Here is a 16,302-nt window from a genome sequence, read left to right as displayed (position 1 = left end):
GATGGAATGTAGATTAGATATTGTTGCAGGATACAAGGAAGGTAAATCGTTCGTCAAAAATTTGTACGTCGGTAAACCCTTCCGTGTTGTATCTGTTGGACAACGAAAATTAGATAAGAAATTATATCAAATGACGATGACTTCTTCGCCTGGAATTCTGAATGGCGATGAATATATTCTGAATATTGATGTAGAAGACAATGCAGCACTTCAGTTGCAATCACAATCGTACCAACGATTGTTTAATATGGATGACGAGGCAACTCAAAAGTTAACGATTAATATACACAACAATGCGTCGTTTGCCTATGTGCCGCATCCAGTTGTTCCGCATGAAAACTCTAATTTCAAAAGTAGCGCTGCTATTACAATTGGAGAGAATAGTCAAATTATTATTAGTGAAATTATTACTTGTGGACGCAAACATTCGGGAGAAGTTTTTAAGTTAAAACGTTTTCAGAATTTGACTAAAATCTATCATCAAAACAAATTAGTAGTCAAAGATAATGTCTTAATTCAGCCCGATTTAATTCCGATTAGCAGTATTGGTATTTTAGAAAATTATACACATCAAGGAAGTTTTATTTTCTTTAGTACAAAACCAGAAACGGATAAAGTTACGTTGGTAGAAACATTATTAGAAACTGCAAAAAAACATACGAATGTAGAAATTGGGATTTCTGTTTTGGACGGAAATGGTTTCGTCATAAGAGCTTTAAGTCAAGGAGGAGAAGCAATGTATAATTATTTCTTGGCTGCCCAAGATTTACTTTGGGAATTATAGAAACAAATAAAAAATCATGGACAAAATTTTAACGAAAGTTCCATTTATAGATCAAGTTCTAAAAGGTTTAGGACAAATCATGTTACAAGAAAACAGTAGTACAGGTTTATTGTTTTTGATTGGTATTTTCTTAGGAAGTATAGAAGGAGGAATTGGCGCAATTGTTTCGACAACAGTTGGGACAATTACAGCAATCTTAATGAAATACGACAAAGAAGAAATCAACGCTGGTTTATATGGATTTAGTGCAGCGTTAGTGGGTGTTGCATTAACAATTATGTTCGACTCTACTTTTCTTATCTGGATTTTGTTGGTGGTTGCTTCTGCATTAGCAGCGATTATTCAACATTTTTTTATCAAAAGAAATATTCCAGCTTTTACTTTACCATTTATTCTATTAACATGGTGTTTAATCTTCGGAATTCATCATTTTACAACAATAGGACCTGCAACTGCAGGAAATACTCAAACTTTATTAGAAACAAACGATTTGTTTACATCAACAAATGGTTTCGGAGAAGTAATCTTTCAAGGTGGTCCAATGTCTGGTATCATCTTTTTTATTGCCGTTTTTATTGGTTCACCCGCTGCGGCTTTGTACGGTTTAGCAGCTTCAATTTTTAGTGCAGAAATTTCAAATTTATTTGGAGAACCAGTAGAACAAATTCACATGGGATTATTTGGATTTAATGCTGTTTTAACGGCAATTGTATTTGCTGGAACCAAACGAATAGATGGTTTTTGGGTTTTATTAGGTGTTTTTATCACTGTTTTGATTGATGTTTTATTTGTTAAAACCAATATTTTCGCATCATTTGGAGGAGTTCTTACATTTCCTTTTGTTGTAGGAACTTGGTGCACATTATTTATAAAAAAGAACGCTGATCGATTTTTTGGAATATAATGTAATTTGGCATAAAATTCGAACAATAAAAACAGTTTCATTTTAAAAAAGCATTGCCATGGAAATGATATCAAACTCACAATACAAAGAACTATTTCTAGCCCATCTTAGCCATCAAGTTTTAGGAAATAATGAGGATATACAATTGTATCGATTAGAGTATTATCTGAAAGATATTTTAATGCCCGTTATTCCGTATCGAACAACGTTTAATTTTATCATGTTTGTGACCAAAGGAAGCATAAAGCAATATTTGGAAAACAAAGAATACGTAGTAAATGCAAATGAAATAATTTTTATAAAACAAGGAACAATTACGGCAACTGTAGAAATGTCTGATGATGTAGAAGGCTTCTTTTTGGCGTATGAAAATCATATTTTATCTGAATTAGAATTGCCAAAATATAAATCGAGTATTTTCTTGATGTCGCCTTACTTATCACTCGATGCAGTTACTTTTCAAACCGTTCATCAATTATTGGTTTTAATGGAACAAGAAATTTTCTTGAATAGCCTTGAGATTAATGAAATAATTGTAGCAATGTTACACGTTGTTTTATTAAAATTGCTCAACATCGATTACAAGGAAATTCCGAGTACAACCACACGTCCAATGGAGCTTTCGCTGCAGTTTAAAGATTTGCTTTTTAAACATCATATAGAAGAAAAGAAAGTAACTTTTTATGCAGATAAATTATTTGTAACAGAAAATTATCTCAACAAATGTGTGAAAGATATTACGCAAAAGAAGCCGAAACAATGGATTAACGAAACGGATATTAATTACAGCAAAGCATTATTGCATTCAAGTAAAAGAATTTCTGAAATTGCTTTTGAGCTTAATTTTCAGACCGCTTCACATTTCACACAATTGTTCAAAAAAGTCGCAGGTATTACACCGAAAGAATACCGAGAACAAATCTGGAATTCTCAATCTACTAAGAATCCCGTTTTTTAAGAAAAATGATTTAGATGATTATTAGAAAAATCAAGTAATAATATAAAAAAAAGAGTTAATCTAGATTAACTCTTTTTTTTATATTATTTTGCTGTTTTAGCTTTTGTATCTTCTTTAATATTAATATTTTCATTTCTATCCAATTGTTTTGGAGCTTTAGGAGGAGTAGCTTCAGGTTCCTCCACATTCTTCTTAGGATTACGCAATTTATCCAACAAACGTTTTGCTTGCTTAGCTTCTTCGGTTCCGTCATAAGCAGTAATTACAATTTCTAAAGCTTGTTCAAAATCGCTATCTTTTCCAGTTTGTTTGATCGCATAAGCATTTAATAAAGCAAATTTAGCAACGATAATTTCTGTCGGAAATTTCACAATTGCTTCTTGTACTTTTTTCTTTACGTCATCATATTTTTTATCTTGATATAACGTGTATGCAACTTTGTAAGCTTCTAAAGCTTCTTTTGTTTCAGCTGTAATGTATTCAACTTCTGGATTAAGAATATAACCTGCATAAATCGTATTTGGATACTTTGTTAGAATGACATTTTTATATTCATCTTCTAATTTTTGATCACGATTTTTATAAATACGATACAATTGATAAGTCGCTTTTAACAACACATCTTCAGATTTTGGAGGCGAAGCAACCAAGGCTTTCAATTCTTTTCCAGCTAATTCTGCGTTATTGAAAATATCAAAATATCCAGTCCCTAAAGACAATTGCGTTGTATCTCTCACAACTTTCAAGTCATTCAGAGCTTTTTGAGAAGTCGGAATTTGATCTAAATAATAATCAAGTTCAAAACGTCTTGGATCACCAGCAGCTATTTGCCCTGTCAATTCATTTTGTTTATCCTCAATTGCAGTACTTATTGCATTCGAATTTCTCCAATTATCTTTTAAGGAAATACCTCCCCAAATACGTTGGAATTCTTGTTGTCCAGTTGATTTTAAATTTTGATTATAGAAATAGAATTTTCCTTTATCAGCATTGTTAAAACTTGTCGTAAAACTTGCCGTTTTATTTTCTAATTGAAAACTTGCCATTTCTTTTTGCTCTTCTATAGCTTGCTTTTCTTCTTTATTCTTTAATTTTTCGATATAATCTGTAAAGAATTTTGATTGATCTTCTTTTGGAAGTGCAGCAAGTTTTAGAATCGAATCATTTTTCTGAACTAAATAATGTTTTTCCATCAATTTTTTCAAAACATCATTTCGTTTCTGAATACGCGTCTGATCTTCTGGCAAATTATAACTCGTTTGTGCCGAATCATAATAAGCCGATGCGTAAACATAATCGTTTTGCTTGAACTTTATATCACCATAATTTTCGAAAGCACGCCCACGAATATAAGGATCAGACATTGGTTCTTTCAAACTCAATTTTGCATATTCTACAGCGTCATCCATTTTGTCAGCTCGAAAAGCCATTTCAGAAATTCCGTAGTATAACTCGTTTTTCTTCGATGTATAAATTCCTTTATTCGCGATGTCTAACAAGTTTTGCTTGTAATTTCCGTAATTATTAATTTTTGGATCAAAATTAGCAGCAATAGCCAATTGCGATTTGATTTCCATATCAAATCCAGGCTTCATTTTATAAACTTGTGTGAAAGCTTCACCAGCTTCTTGTTGTTTTCCTAATTTAGAAAAAACTTGTCCTAACGTATAAAATATTCGAACGCGTTCATCTTTATTTGTAGAAAAATATTCGGCTTTTTGTAATGGATCAAGCGCTTCTTCGTACTTTTTTTGATCAATTAAAAATTGAGCATACGTTCGCGCAATCATTGTTTTTAATTCTTTGCTTTTATACGGATCGTTTTCATAAAGTTTTTGCAAAGTCTCGGCTCCATCAAAGTAATTTCCACCTTTTATTTCAGCAACCGTCTTATAAACATGCGCTACTTGAGCATATTTAGAATCTTTGAAATTTTTGACAACATAGTTTAAAGCATCAAGCGCTTCAAAGTATTTTTTTTGATAAAATAATGATTTTCCAATCAATAAATAAGCGCGTCCCATCAAAGGATTATTTTCTTTTCCTTTAATTAACATTGAATGTTTTTCGATAGCTTTAGAAGCTTTTGCCTCTACAGCAGCAAATCCGACAGGTTTTTCTACTTTATCTTGATTATTTCGATTTCCACCTCCAATACCAAAATTGGGTGTATTAAATCCACCTAAATTGGCAGAATCTGAAACAGAAAAATATTCTATTCCAACAGGTAAAATCTTCGAGTAATTTTCTACATAATTTGTTTGCAGTTCTGTGTTCTTTTTTTCTAACTCATCCTCAGCATTGAATACTCCATTAAACCACGATGTCATCTTGTGATATTGTCGGTTTTTGAAACTATTTTTTTGCGTAGAACAGCCGATTAAAAAACTTGCGGCGAAGATACTCAGTACAATCTTTTTCATGATAGCGAATAAAAACAAATCTACAATAAAACGTTCGATTAGAAAAAATCTTGTATCCCTCGAAAAAATAAGATAATTTTATGTGGAATAGAAATAATAGAGAAGCGACTTTTTACGGGATGATTATAAAATGATAGCTAACGTTTTAGCTTTAATGTAATTAGTGATTTGACTAAGAAAAATCATTGCAATTGTTGTTAAATTATTTAGAATATTCGTTTAAATTCGACCAATAATAATGTTTTAAAGGAACAGCATGAAAGCTTTTTTAGCGAAAATTTTTGCAAAATACATTGTCAATAAAGAACAAAAGTGGATAAATAATCCGCTGAAAACACAAGACAAAATTCTAAATGAATTGATTGTTGCTGCAAAAAATACAAAGTTTGGAGTTGATCATCATTTTGAATCAATCAAAAATTATGAAGATTTCAAATTGCAAGTTCCTATCAACGATTACGAAGGTTTGAAACATTATTTTGATGAGGTAATCGAAGGGAAACCTGATATTCTTTGGCCTGGAAAACCTCTTTATTTAGCTAAAACTTCTGGAACAACTTCTGGTGCAAAATATATTCCGCTTACAAAAGAATCTGTTCCATCTCATATAAATTCTGCTCGAAACGCTTTATTGTTTTATATTAATGAAACTAAGAATTCTAATTTTGTTGATGGAAAAATGATTTTCTTGCAAGGAAGTCCAATTCTCGAAGATAAAAACGGATTGAAAGTTGGTCGACTTTCTGGAATTAGTGCGCATTTTGTTCCAAATTATTTACAAAAAAATCGTTTACCATCCTATGAAACAAATGTGATTGAAGATTGGGAAACGAAAGTGGATAGAGTAGTGGATGAAACAGTGAACGCTGATATGACACTGATTTCTGGGATTCCGCCTTGGTTGATTATGTATTTTGAACGATTGATTAAAGTTTCTGGAAAAGAAAACGTTCAGTCGATTTTTAAGAATTTACAACTAATGGTAACAGGAGGTGTAAATTATGAACCTTATCGCGATAAAGTGAATCAATTAATTGGTCGAAAAATAGATTGTATTCAGACTTATCCCGCTTCAGAAGGGTTTATTGCATATCAAGATTCACAAAAAAGTGATGATTTATTGCTTTTATTGAACAATGGAATTTTTTATGAATTTGTACCAGTTGATGAATTTTTTGATGAAAATCCAACCCGAATTTCCTTGAAAGATGTTGAAATTGGAAAAGATTATGTTCTAATTCTCAATACAAATGCAGGTTTGTGGGGATATAATATTGGAGACACGGTTCGTTTTACGTCGATAAAACCTTATAGAATTGTTGTCTCTGGTCGGATCAAACATTATACATCTGCTTTTGGTGAACATGTAATTGGTCATGAAGTGGAACAGGCTTTGCAAAAAACTTTAGAAAAATATCCAGCGAGTGTAAATGAGTTTACAGTTGCGCCTCAAGTTAATCCAACAGAAGGTTTGCCTTATCACGAATGGTTAATAGAATTTGATCAAAAACCACAAGATATAACCATTTTTAATCAAGAATTGGATGCGCAAATGCGTCGCCAAAATACGTATTATGATGATTTGATTACGGGAAATATTTTGCGTCCGCTTGTCGTTTCTGAGGTTAAAACAGAAGGTTTTCAGCATTACATGAAATCAATAGGGAAATTGGGCGGACAAAATAAAGTTCCTCGTTTGTCTAATAATCGCGAAATTGCAGATGAATTTTACAGTCTAAACTTAATTACTACAAATTGAACACACACACAACAATAGATAAAATGATTTACAAAACGGTAAAAAGTTCATTGGTAACTTTTTCGCAATTAATGCTTCCATCACATTCCAATTTTAGTGGAAAAATTCACGGTGGATTCATTCTTTCTCTACTCGATCAAATTGCATTCGCATGTGCTTCCAAATACTCTGGAAAGTACTGTGTCACGGCATCTGTGGATAGAGTAGATTTCTTAACGGCAGTAGAAGTAGGAGAATTATTAACGCTAAAAGCATCGGTTAACTATGTCGGAAGAACGTCAATCGTCGTAGGAATTCGAGTAGAAAGCCAAAACATCCAAACAGGTGAAATTAAACATTGTAATTCGTCTTATTTTACGATGATTTGCAAGGAAGAAAATGGAGAAAAAGCTGAAGCTCCAAAATTAATTTTGAAGAATCTGAATGAAGTTCGACGCTTTTATAAAGCTTTGCATCGAATTGAAGAACATTCAAAAGCAAAAGAGCAAATAAAAGATCCAATTGATTATAAGTCACAAGATTTAATTGATCATTTATTGGACAATCATTTCGTGAAAATAGAACTAGATTAAAGTTTTTATATTATAAATAAATAACTCAATTCAGTAAATGGATTGAGTTATTTTGGTTTTATATAGTTGATAAATAGTTGTTTGTGATTTATCCTCTTCCAGAAAAAGTATTATTGAATGGTCATTACTAAATTGCAAATTATTTGATTTTAAGAAAATTAGGCATTGTATTTGTTTTAATAATCTTTAATACCAAAACCAAACTTTTTATTTAATTCATTATTATTAAAACTCTCTTCAAATTTTTATTACTATTGATAGCTAGTACAACTATTTCATTTGCTCAATCTTCTGGTTTAAATAGTCAATTAATACAAACAAATTTTAGTAAAAATAGCTCTAAATCTTCAAATTCTATTAGTTTTGCTGAAGCAGGAAGTGTACTTGTTTTAGCTTTTTGTGCTTTTCGTTTCAGAAAAAAAATTGTCTAAAGCGAAACAAATCATTTTTTTCGAAATCAGAAAAACGATTTAATTTTTAAATTTGTAGAATGAAATATTTATTCATTTTACTAGTATTATTAGTGCTGTTTGTTATTTACAAGAAATTAAAAACAGTTCAAATAGAAAAACCACTTCCAAAAGAAGAAGAACCAAAAATATCGTTTTTAAAAATTGAAAAAAATGGTGATTTGATTGATGATTCTAATCAACAAATTATAGATTATCAAGTAAAAATAGATTCGGTAACAAAGAAAAAAAATACATTAGAATTTTTAATTTCTATTCAAAATGATACCGAAAAAACAGTTCGTATAAATATCGTTGAAGCTGATTTTTATTCTAATTCTTCTCAAAAAAAGATCAAAGCAGATATTACATTTTATGGAGAATTGGCAATGGGAACTAATGATATTTTATTGAAAAATACCATTTTACCCGAATCTCACGTTATCCGAAATATTTATTTCTTCGAAACAAATTTAATTCATTTTAATCAAAATGATTATTTAGAAATCGATATAGAGATTAATGGAGAACATCATCAGTTCAAAAAATATTTTCATCAAACAACTTTCGAATCGATTAAATACATTCAGTAATCTGATTTTTTGATTTGAATTGTAAGGCTTAATTTTGCATTTCAGAATTTAGAGATATGAAACATATACAATTGATGATTGGAAGCTTAATGCTTTTTGGATTAACAGCTTGTCAAACACCAAAAATAGTTACTGAACAACAACCAGTTCAGCAAAAAAGTTTGCAAGTTGATGGTAAAATTTATGCTGCATTTTTTCAACAACGTGCCGCTGAATATCAAGCATTAAGCCAGCAAGCTTATAATGTTGCTAAAATGAGATTAGATGAAGCAATTGCGAAAAAGGGCGCAAAACCTTTGGCGATTGTAACGGATATTGACGAAACCTTTTTGGATAATTCGTACTATGCAGTAGAAATGGCGCGTCAAGGAAAAACGTGGTCGCAAGAAACTTGGGCAAATTGGACGTCGAAAGGAATTGCAACGCCTTTGGCTGGTTCTCAAGAGTTTTTTCAGTATGCAGCGAGTAGAGGTGTTCAGATTTTTTATGTTACAAATCGATACGAAGTGGAACGTCCTGGAACTTTAGCAAATTTAGAGAAATACAATTATCCAATTCAAAGTGCTCAGAATTTAATTTTGAGAAGCAAAGAAAGTAGTAAAGAAGCGCGTCGTCAAAATATTTCGAAAGATTACGACATTGTTTTATTGTTGGGAGATAGTTTGACAGATTTTTCTTCTTTATTTGATAATCATAAATCTGAAAAAGAAAGAGCGGCAGCCGTAGAAACTTTAAAATCTGAATTTGGAAAACGATTTATTGTATTGCCAAATGTTGGATATGGAGATTGGGAATCTGCAATATTTGATTATAAATATGATTTGACGCAACAGCAAAGAGATTCGATTATATATGAAGCAGCGAGAGAAACTCCTATGAAATAAAGAATAAAATAAATAAAAAAACTGTCGATTAAGACAGTTTTTTTTGTTTTTCTAAAATTGTAAAAATTAAAATCCAATTAGAAAACTTATTACATTCATCTCATCTTGATCAATTTCATTAATTTTGGAAAAATGGAAAGTATATGCAAATTTTAGTAATCGAAGATGATAAGCGAATTAGCGATTTTTTAATCAAAGGATTAGAAGAAAATGGACATTTGGTTACGCTTTGTAAAGATGCGGAAACTGTTTTAGATGAATTTCTTACGATTCAGTTTGATTTGATTATTTGTGACATTATGTTACCAAAAATGGATGGAATTCAGCTTGTACAGACACTTCGTTACAAAAAAATATTCACTCCAATTTTGATGTTAAGTGCATTAAATACAGTTCAAGATAAAGTTTCGGCTTTGGACTATGGTGCAGATGATTACATTACAAAACCATTTCATTTCGACGAATTATTATCGCGAATCAAAGCTTTAACGCGTCGTAATCAGTTTCGTTCACAAGAAATTCCTGAAAATAAATTGATTTTTGATGACTTAGAAATCGATTTGGATCAATACAAAGTTTTTGTCAATCAAGAAGAAACAGAGCTTTCTCCTCGTGAATTTAAGTTGTTGAATTATTTAATCGAAAATATAGATAAAACCGTTACTCGTATCCAAATTTTAAATGCTGTTTGGGGAATAACATTCGATAATCACACCAATGTTGTGGATGTTTACATTTCGTATTTGCGTAATAAAATAGAGAAAAATGGTATGAAATATATTCATACAGTAAAAGGCGTTGGTTATATGTTTAAAGCTTAAATTATGAAGTTAAAACATCGATTAGCGCTTTATTCAGTCATTATTTTTAGTATCATTATTTTGATTGTTTCTACAATTATTTATTTTTCTTTTTATACCGAAATGGAGAAAAAAGAGATCAAATCATTGCAGAATAAGACACTTTTGGCTTCTATTTACTACTTAGAAAAAGACGAATTACCCGTTTTAGAACACAATAATGTACAAAGCCAATTGATAAAAACGATTTCCAGAAAAAATATTTTAATTATTGATCAAAACAATAAAAAATACAATGGAAATATGGCTGATAATAAAGAAATAACGCAGCAATTTATAGAGAATATTCGTTCGAATAAAACTGATTTTTTTGCGAGTAAAGATTTCTTTTATAACGGAATTTTTTATCACGATAACCAAGGAGATTTTGTAGTAATTACGCGCGAATCTAAACAAGAATTCAACGAACAAATGCAATCGTTACTTCAAATTTTGATTTCGGTTTCATTGGTCGGGTTGATTTTTATTTATCTATTTTCTAATTTTTTAGGAGTAATTGCTTATGAACCGATTACAAAAATTATTGAGCAAATAAAAGAGCGTGATGCGAAGAATTTTACTGAACCTTTAAAGCTTAATAAGTCGTATGCAGAGATTGAAGATTTAATCAAAACCTACAATCATTTTATTGATCGAATGGCGCAAACTTTTAATGTACAAAAGAATTTTATTGATTATGTTTCGCACGAGTTACGAACACCAATTACTGCATTATTAGGAACTTTAGAGGTTACAAATCATAAAAAAAGAACGCTCGAAGAATACGAAAATGTGATTGTGCAACTGAAACAATATACCAATGATTTGCAAGAAACGTTAGACCAAATGATGTTACTTTCGGGAGCAAAAACGAGTTTTGAATTTAGTCAAATTCGAATTGATGAAGTAGTTTGGCAAGTGATTGAAAATGCAATTTTGTATCATGAAGCGCGTATAAATGTGGATTTACAAGTCGAAAATAATCAATTGTTAACCATTCAAGGAAACGAAAAATTACTAGAAGTTGCGCTGAATAATTTAGTAAGTAACGCGATAAAATATTCGAACAATCAACCTATTTTAGTACAGTTTTTGGAAATCAATCATCGTTTGCAAATTCATATTTCCGATTTGGGAATTGGTATTTTAGAAACCGATATCAAACAAATTAAACAAAACTTTTTTCGAGGAAAAAATACGCAAGATTTTCAAGGAAAAGGTATTGGGCTTTCGATGGCGAATATTATTTTTACACTTCATCAAATTGATATCGAAATTGTTCCGAATAAACCTAAAGGAACGATTGTTAAACTCATTTTCTAATCTACTTTTAATCTAACTTAAAACTCACCTTAATCTTACACTTTTACTTTTGAATTTTCAAAAAGAGTAGAAGTGAAGAAGATCTATTATACTGCAATTCCAATTGTTCTTGCGATACAAACACAGGCGCAAAACATAACGTTGGACAATCTAGAAGCCACGTTTTTACAAAAAAATTATGCGCTTATTGCGAATAAATTTAATGTAGACAGAATTGATGCTGAAATTATTCAAGAGAAATTATGGCAAAATCCAACGTTGAGTATTTCTGAAGTTAATCTTTGGAAAACATATCATGTGGAAGAACAGCCTAATTTATTCGGAAAATTCGGAAAAAATCAACAAATTTCTGTCGAATTAGAGCAATTAATTGAAACCGCTGGTAAACGTAAAAAGCGTGTTGCGATTAAAGAATTAGAAAAGAATTCGGCACTTTTTGAGTACGAAGAATTGTTGCGTGAGCTGAAAAGAGAGTTAAGACAAACGTATTTTTCGTTGGCGCGCATTCAATCTGAAAAGAAAGAATTGCAAAATAGTGTTGATTTGTTTGAACACATGATGACGCAATATCAGCGACAAGCAGATTTAAAAAATGTTCCTAAAGCAGATTTTTACAGACTTCAAACCGAATTAATTGGTTTACAAAAAGATCAAATTGAGCTAGAAAATCAAGAAATTGAATACATCAATAAACTTCGATTGTTAACGCAAAACTCAGATCTAAATGTAAATGAAATCGATTTTTCAAGATTCAATTCTCATTCCAAATCAATTCCATTCAATGCTAAACAATTAGCAAAAGAGCAAAATATTGCGCTAAAAAAACAAGAAAATGAAATCAATTTAGCTGAAAAACAATTGATTTTAGAAAAAGCGCAACGTACACCAGATCTGACTTTTCAGATGAATTATGATCGTGGTGGAAATATTATGCGCGATTTTGTTGGTGTTGGTGTAAGCATTGATTTACCGATTTTCAATACGAATAAAGGAAACATCAAAGCTTCTGAAATTGTACTGAATCAACAACAAATTACGAAAAATGCACTGCATTCTGAATTAGATATTTCGATTGATCGCCTTCAAAATCAAATCAATCAATTGGATAAAGCACTTATTCAGTGGAAAAAATTGAATAATCAAGAGCAATTAACTATGATTGACAATTACAAAAAACATCTCCAAAATAAACAAATCACTTTGTTAGAATTTATTGATTTTACGCAAGCTTATCGCGAATCTCAAAAAGCTTATTTGGATTTATTGGAAAATTACCAAAACACATTCGAAGAACTAAATTATATCGTTGGACAAGATTTATAAAATGATGAAAAAAACTTTTTATTTTTTAGCTGCTTTTACTTTGGTTTTAAGTAGTTGTAACAAGCAAGAAACCGAGAAAGAAGCGGTAAAAGAAAACAAATTTTGTTTGAACGAACAATTGAAAAAGTCAACCGAAATTGTGTCTGTTTTAGAGCAGCCTATTCACGAACAATTAACCTTATCGGGAAAAATTGAATACAACGAAAATGATTTGGTTGGCTTTAAAAGTTTGCTGCAAGGTGTTGTAGATAAAGTGAATTTTGAATTGGGCGATTATGTGCGTCAAGGTCAAGTTTTGGCAGTTGTAAAATCGAACGAAGTGTTGGATTTGGTGCAACAAAAACGTTATCATCAAAATCAAATGGATTTGATTCGAAAACAAATTAAGTCGAAAAAAGAATTGTTGAATGACGGAATGGCTTCTCAGCCCGAAGTTACAGAGGCAGAACACGAATTACAATCTGCGCAAATTGAAATTGATAAAATCAATGCTACTTTGAAGATGTATCGTGCAGTTGGCAATGGTCAATTCCAGATTTTATCACCTAAAAATGGTTATATCGTTCAGAAAAACATGAGTGTTGGTCAATCTATTACTTCAGATTCAGATGAAAATCTTTTTTCTATTTCAAACCTAAAACAAGTTTGGGTAATGGTAAATATTTACGCCAATAATTTGCAATATCTAAAAAAAGGTGATGCTGTAAAAGTGAAATCGATGGCGTATCCTGATCGTATTTATGTTGGGAAAATTGATAAAATATACAACGTGTTTGATGAAAATGAACACGTTTTGAAAGCTCGTGTTGTGTTAGAAAATCAAGATTTGAACTTGATGCCAGGTTTGAGTGCTGACATTATTATCGATAAACAAAATGTTGTTGGAAATGCGTTTGCGATACCAAACAAAGCCAAAGTTTTCGAGAATAATAAGGAATATGTGGTGGTGTACAAAAACGATTGTACAATGGAAATTCGAAAAATTACGACAATTGGTCAGAATGAAGAATTCACATTTGTAGAAGAAAAATTTGCGCCAAATGAGAAAGTCATTGCACGAAATGCTTTGATGATTTACGAAGAATTAAATAAATAATCGGATGAAAAAGTTAGTACAAGCGGTCGTGACTTTTTCGTTACGCAACACCACTTTCATTTTATTTGCCACGTTTGCGCTTCTATTTACGGGAATTTATGCGTTGAAACACACACCAATCGAAGCCTTTCCAGACGTTACGAATACCCGAGCGCGTATCATTACGCAATGGCCTGGTCGTAGTGCCGAAGAAATGGAGAAGTTGGTGACTTTGCCCGTTTCGAAAGTGATGAATAGCATTCCGCATAAGTCGAATATTCGTTCTATTTCACTTTTTGGATTGTCTGTGGTAACGGTTCAGTTCGAAGATGGAGTAGATGATTTTTATGCACAACAATACGTATCGAATAAGTTGAATGGCGTTGATTTGCCCGAAGGTGCAGATGCCGATATCGAGCCGCCTTCTGGTGCAACAGGAGAGATTTTTCGTTATGTGATTAAAAGTGATTTACCGATCAAGGAAGTTACAGCGATACAAGATTGGGTAATTGAACGTGAATTGCTTTCTGTATCAGGAGTTGCAGATGTTGTAAGTTTTGGTGGTGAAGAAAAAACGTATGAAATTAAAATTAATCCAACAGAATTAAAGAATTATGATTTATCTCCTTTAGATGTTTATGAAGCGGTTTCTAAATCAAATATAAATGTTGGTGGAGATGTTATTCAGCAAGGAGATCAAGCTTATGTAGTTCGTGGGGTAGGTTTGTTGGATAAGATTGAAGATATCGGAAATATCACGGTGAAACTGAATGGTTCTACACCAATTCTGATTAAAAATGTAGCAGATGTTGTGGTTTCAAATAAACCGCGTTTGGGGCAAGTTGGTTACAACAAGCACGAAGACATGGTTGAAGGAATTGTAGTGATGTTACGTGGTGAAAATCCATCCGAAGTCATTGGAAATCTGAAAGCAAAGATTGAAGAATTAAACACAAGAACTTTACCAGATAATGTAAAAATTGAAACAGTTGTCGATCGTACCAAACTGGTGGATAATACAGTACATACGGTTTCTAAAAATATCATTGAAGGTATTTTATTAGTTTCATTAATTGTTTTTGTTTTTTTATATAATTGGAAATCAACATTTATTGTAGCTTCGGTTATTCCTCTTTCCTTTTTATTCGCAATTATTATGTTGAAAATACAAGGATTACCAGCGAATTTAATTTCAATGGGATCATTGGATTTTGGACTATTATTAGAAGGAACTTTGGTAATTGTGGAAACAGTTTTTGTTGCTTTAGCAACCATGCAACATAAAGTAGGAGCAGAACGTTTCGCAAAAATGAGTAAAATGGGTGTTATAAAGAAAAGCGCTGGAAGTGTAGCTTCTTATATTTTCTTTGCTTTACTTATTCTTATTGTCGCTTTATTACCGATATTTTCATTCCAAAAAGTGGAAGGTAAAATGTTCTCTCCTTTAGCATTTACATTAGGATACGCATTATTAGGATCTTTAATATTGAGTCTAACTTATGTTCCTGCAATGTGTAAGTTGCTTTTTAAGAAAAATATGGAGGAGAAAGAGAACTTTATTACTCGATTTTTTCAGAAAACTATTTTTGGATTATATGAAACTGCATTTCGTTATAAAAAAGCAACAATAGGAATCTTTTTAGGGATTTTAGCTCTTTGTTTGTTTAAGTTCTCACATTATGGATCAGAATTTCTTCCGAAATTGAATGAAGGAGCAATTTACATTCGTGCAACTTTACCAAATAGTGTCAATTTACAAGAGTCAACTCGATTAACAAAAGAGATGAAAGAGTTGATGCAGAAAGATTGTGATGAAATTGATTTTATTTTAACACAAACAGGTCGACCAAATGATGGAACAGATCCAACAGGATTCTTCAATATTGAGTTTAATATTCAATTAAAAGATAAAAAAGATTGGAAGCGCAAGGTTTCAAAAGAAGAGATTATTCAAGAGATGCGAGATAAACTGAATCATTATCCTGGAATTGTATTTGGATTTTCGCAACCCATTCAAGATAATGTTGAAGAATATGTAGCAGGTGTAAAAAGTTCATTAGTTATTAAGATTTTTGGTGATGATTTGTATGATTTAGAAAAATATGCAAATAAGGTAGCTTCATCTATCGAAAAAGTAAATGGAATAACGGATATCAATGTTTACAAAAATATTGGATTACCTGAACTTAGAATAGAATTGAGTGATTCAAAAATGGCGAAATATGGTATTAGTACAGCGGATGTTCAGGCAGTAATTGAAATGACAATTGGTGGACAAGCAGCTACTAAGTTTTATGAAAATGATCGACAGTTTGATGTTATTCTTCGTTTTCAAGAAGCTATTAGATTAGCAACTTTAAATAAGTAGTATTAAATTAGATATAACTGAAGAACCAAAGGAAATGAGGTGAACTAG

General features: G+C 31.3%; 12 protein-coding genes and 1 pseudogene. 12 read left to right on the top strand and 1 reads right to left on the bottom strand.

Annotated elements, in window-relative coordinates:
- Nucleotide 1: 1 nt before the first annotated feature.
- From HXZ74_RS11815 to HXZ74_RS11805, 3 genes are read left to right on the top strand one after another with little or no spacing between them, the layout of a single operon-like run.
- Entirely contained in the window at nucleotides 2-784 is a 783-nt protein-coding gene (locus HXZ74_RS11815) for an urease accessory protein UreD (RefSeq protein ID WP_286475586.1), read from the top strand.
- A 16-nt stretch (nucleotides 785-800) separates the two neighbouring features.
- The gene (locus HXZ74_RS11810; protein WP_280062326.1) at nucleotides 801-1,688 is read left to right on the top strand and encodes an urea transporter; all 888 of its coding nucleotides are present in this window, start codon (nucleotides 801-803) and stop codon (nucleotides 1,686-1,688) included.
- A 58-nt stretch (nucleotides 1,689-1,746) separates the two neighbouring features.
- Nucleotides 1,747-2,646 carry a helix-turn-helix domain-containing protein gene (locus HXZ74_RS11805; protein ID WP_280062325.1) on the top strand — a complete coding sequence of 300 codons (900 nt, stop codon included), beginning with the start codon at nucleotides 1,747-1,749 and terminating at the stop codon, nucleotides 2,644-2,646.
- An 83-nt stretch (nucleotides 2,647-2,729) separates the two neighbouring features.
- On the opposite strand, the gene porW is transcribed toward HXZ74_RS11805, so the two are convergent.
- Nucleotides 2,730-5,069 (bottom strand): type IX secretion system periplasmic lipoprotein PorW/SprE, encoded by a 2,340-nt coding sequence (gene porW / locus HXZ74_RS11800; protein ID WP_502875853.1) that lies wholly within the window; start codon nucleotides 5,067-5,069, stop codon nucleotides 2,730-2,732.
- A gap of 256 nt (nucleotides 5,070-5,325) precedes the next feature.
- Between porW and HXZ74_RS11795 the strand changes: the two genes are divergently transcribed.
- The 9 genes and pseudogenes from HXZ74_RS11795 to HXZ74_RS11755 form a co-directional block, all read left to right on the top strand.
- Nucleotides 5,326-6,828 (top strand): GH3 family acyl-acid amido synthetase, encoded by a 1,503-nt coding sequence (locus tag HXZ74_RS11795; protein WP_286475582.1) that lies wholly within the window; start codon nucleotides 5,326-5,328, stop codon nucleotides 6,826-6,828.
- The gene (locus HXZ74_RS11790; RefSeq protein WP_435653709.1) at nucleotides 6,825-7,400 is read left to right on the top strand and encodes an acyl-CoA thioesterase; all 576 of its coding nucleotides are present in this window, start codon (nucleotides 6,825-6,827) and stop codon (nucleotides 7,398-7,400) included. The genes HXZ74_RS11795 and HXZ74_RS11790 overlap by 4 nt, the downstream gene beginning before the upstream one ends.
- A gap of 490 nt (nucleotides 7,401-7,890) precedes the next feature.
- Nucleotides 7,891-8,442: a hypothetical protein gene (locus HXZ74_RS11785; protein WP_286475580.1), complete on the top strand. Its 552-nt coding sequence runs from the start codon at nucleotides 7,891-7,893 to the stop codon at nucleotides 8,440-8,442.
- A gap of 56 nt (nucleotides 8,443-8,498) precedes the next feature.
- Nucleotides 8,499-9,326, top strand: coding sequence for a 5'-nucleotidase, lipoprotein e(P4) family (locus tag HXZ74_RS11780; RefSeq protein WP_286475578.1), 828 nt, complete (start codon nucleotides 8,499-8,501; stop codon nucleotides 9,324-9,326).
- A gap of 143 nt (nucleotides 9,327-9,469) precedes the next feature.
- Entirely contained in the window at nucleotides 9,470-10,147 is a 678-nt protein-coding gene (locus tag HXZ74_RS11775) for a response regulator transcription factor (protein WP_125349494.1), read from the top strand.
- A gap of 3 nt (nucleotides 10,148-10,150) precedes the next feature.
- On the top strand, nucleotides 10,151-11,488 hold the full coding sequence (locus HXZ74_RS11770) for a sensor histidine kinase (protein ID WP_286475577.1): 1,338 nt from the start codon (nucleotides 10,151-10,153) through the stop codon (nucleotides 11,486-11,488).
- 72 nt (nucleotides 11,489-11,560) lie between these two features.
- The gene (locus HXZ74_RS11765) at nucleotides 11,561-12,811 is read left to right on the top strand and encodes a TolC family protein (RefSeq protein WP_286475576.1); all 1,251 of its coding nucleotides are present in this window, start codon (nucleotides 11,561-11,563) and stop codon (nucleotides 12,809-12,811) included.
- A gap of 4 nt (nucleotides 12,812-12,815) precedes the next feature.
- The gene (locus HXZ74_RS11760) at nucleotides 12,816-13,907 is read left to right on the top strand and encodes an efflux RND transporter periplasmic adaptor subunit (RefSeq protein ID WP_286475574.1); all 1,092 of its coding nucleotides are present in this window, start codon (nucleotides 12,816-12,818) and stop codon (nucleotides 13,905-13,907) included.
- A gap of 4 nt (nucleotides 13,908-13,911) precedes the next feature.
- Nucleotides 13,912-16,233: pseudogene (locus tag HXZ74_RS11755) on the top strand (efflux RND transporter permease subunit); the annotation flags it as partial.
- Nucleotides 16,234-16,302 lie beyond the last annotated feature (69 nt).

This window comes from Empedobacter sp. R750 (assembly GCF_030324345.1).
In the GTDB taxonomy this organism is placed as follows: domain Bacteria; phylum Bacteroidota; class Bacteroidia; order Flavobacteriales; family Weeksellaceae; genus Empedobacter; species Empedobacter falsenii_C.
The sequence above is the reverse complement of the archived record's forward strand: the minus strand, read 5'-3'. Positions and strand labels throughout refer to the sequence as shown.